The sequence below is a fragment of the Roseateles sp. genome, from assembly GCF_031397715.1.
Lineage (GTDB): Bacteria > Pseudomonadota > Gammaproteobacteria > Burkholderiales > Burkholderiaceae_C > Paucibacter_A.
In genome coordinates this window covers 1-1967 of record NZ_JANNMI010000349.1, presented here as the reverse complement: position 1 = coordinate 1967, position 1967 = coordinate 1, and the positions used below count along the sequence as shown (strand labels likewise).

Genomic DNA, 1967 nt, shown 5'->3' with positions numbered 1-1967 from the left:
CAAGGCTGTTAAGGACGCCGACGTCGTCATGATGCTGACACCAGACGAGCATATCGCCGCGATTTATCACGCCGAAGTTGAGCCGAACCTCAAGCCCGGTGCGGCATTGGCGTTTGCCCACGGTTTCAATGTCCACTACGCGCAAGTCGTGCCGCGCAGCGACGTTGATGTGATCATGATTGCACCCAAGGGCCCAGGCCATTTGGTTCGTTCAACCTATGTGCAGGGTGGCGGCGTGCCTTCACTGATCGCGGTTCATCAAGACACCAGCGGGCGTGCTAAAGACATCGCGCTGTCATACGCGGCGGCGAACGGCGGTACGCGCGGTGGCGTGATTGAAACGAGCTTCCGCGAAGAAACCGAGACTGATTTGTTCGGCGAACAGGTCGTACTTTGCGGCGGCACGGTTGAGCTGATCAAAGCGGGTTACGAGACGCTGGTCGAAGCGGGCTACGCGCCTGAAATGGCGTACTTCGAATGCCTGCATGAAACCAAGCTCATCGTGGATCTGATTTACGAAGGCGGCATCGCCAACATGAATTATTCGATTTCCAATAACGCCGAGTATGGTGAGTATGTGACCGGCCCCAAGGTCATCACCTCCGCCACCAAGGACGCGATGCGCCAATGCCTGAAGGACATTCAGACGGGAGAGTACGCGAAGAGCTTCATCCTTGAGAACAAGGCCGGCGCTCCGACGTTGCTGAGCCGTCGCCGCCTGACCGCCGAGCATCCGATCGAGCAAGTTGGTGAGAAGCTGCGTGCGATGATGCCGTGGATCAAGGCCAACCGTCTGGTTGATCAGTCGAAAAACTGATTGGTTGACGGATAAGTGAAAGCCGCGTTGCCCTTAGGCTTCGCGGCTTTTTATATGGCGCCTTGTTGTATCCTTCCGCCCCATGACCGATCTCAAGAACAAGACGCAGGCCGAGCTGCCGGACGACGATGACGACAGCGTGCCGCATGTGCCAAGGCCGCGCCGTAAAGGCATTTACGTGCTGCCCAATGCCATCACCTTGGCGGCGCTGTTCTCGGGCTTCTATGCCATCGTGATGGCGATGAATGGGCGCTTCGAGGTGGCCTGCATCGCGATCTTCTGCTCCGCCGTGCTGGACAGCTTGGACGGCCGCGTTGCCCGCATGACGAATGCGCAAAGCGCGTTTGGCGAGCAGATGGACAGCCTGTCGGACATGGTCAGCTTTGGCGCAGCACCGGCGCTGATTGTCTATATCTGGGCCTTCAAGGACATGGGCAAGCTGGGCTGGATTCCGTCCTTTGTCTATATTGCCGGGGCGGCGCTGCGCTTGGCGCGCTTCAACGTCAATATCGGCGTGGTTGACAAGCGCTTCTTTCAGGGCCTGCCCAGCCCGGCTGCCGCGGCGATCGTGATGGGCATGATCTGGGCCTTTGATGACTACGGATTTCAGCGGGTGACGAATCTGCCTTGGGTGGTCTGGACGGCGTTTGGCATGACCTTGTTCGCCGGCCTGTCGATGGTGACGAATGCGCCTTTCTACAGCTTCAAGGTCGTCGGTGCCCGCCGCACCGTGCCCTTTGTGGTGTTGGTCGCGATTGCCCTGGCCATCGTACTGATCAGCCAGAACCCACCGCTGGGGCTGTTCGCGATCTTCTGTGTCTACGGGCTGTCGGGCTATGCGATTTATTTCTGGCGCAAGGCCAAGGGGCGCCCGGTCAGCATGATCGCGACCTCGACCCATGACCCTGATGAGCAGGGCCTGCACCGCTGATTTAGCGTGCTATATTAAGTTTTCATGAAATTTGCAATTGCGATCAGCCTGCTACTACTAGGAACCTGCCGGGTTCGCTGATCGCTCACGTCAACAGCTTTCTGCATCACAGCCCGCCAAGCAAACGCTTCGCGGGCTTTTTTTTAACCCCTTTTTCCTGGAGTTCACCGTGGCCGACCAATTGATCATCTTTGACACCACCTTGCGTGACGGCGAGCA

The 1967-nt window shown here is 58.2% G+C and carries 2 protein-coding genes; both read left to right on the top strand.

Going from position 1 to position 1967, the window contains the following annotated elements; all coding sequences use genetic code 11:
• On the top strand, positions 1–817 hold an 817-nt coding region (gene ilvC / locus RMO57_RS15225), incomplete at its 5' end, for a ketol-acid reductoisomerase (RefSeq protein ID WP_310388038.1).
• A gap of 82 nt (positions 818–899) precedes the next feature.
• Entirely contained in the window at positions 900–1748 is an 849-nt protein-coding gene (gene pssA / locus RMO57_RS15220; protein WP_310388036.1) for a CDP-diacylglycerol--serine O-phosphatidyltransferase, read from the top strand.
• The last annotated feature ends 219 nt before the right edge of the window (positions 1749–1967 follow it).

Excerpts from the sequence above, each read along its gene's own strand:
- pssA (WP_310388036.1), top strand. The coding sequence starts at position 900 with ATGACCGATCTCAAGAACAAGACGCAGGCCGAGCTGCCGGACGACGAT.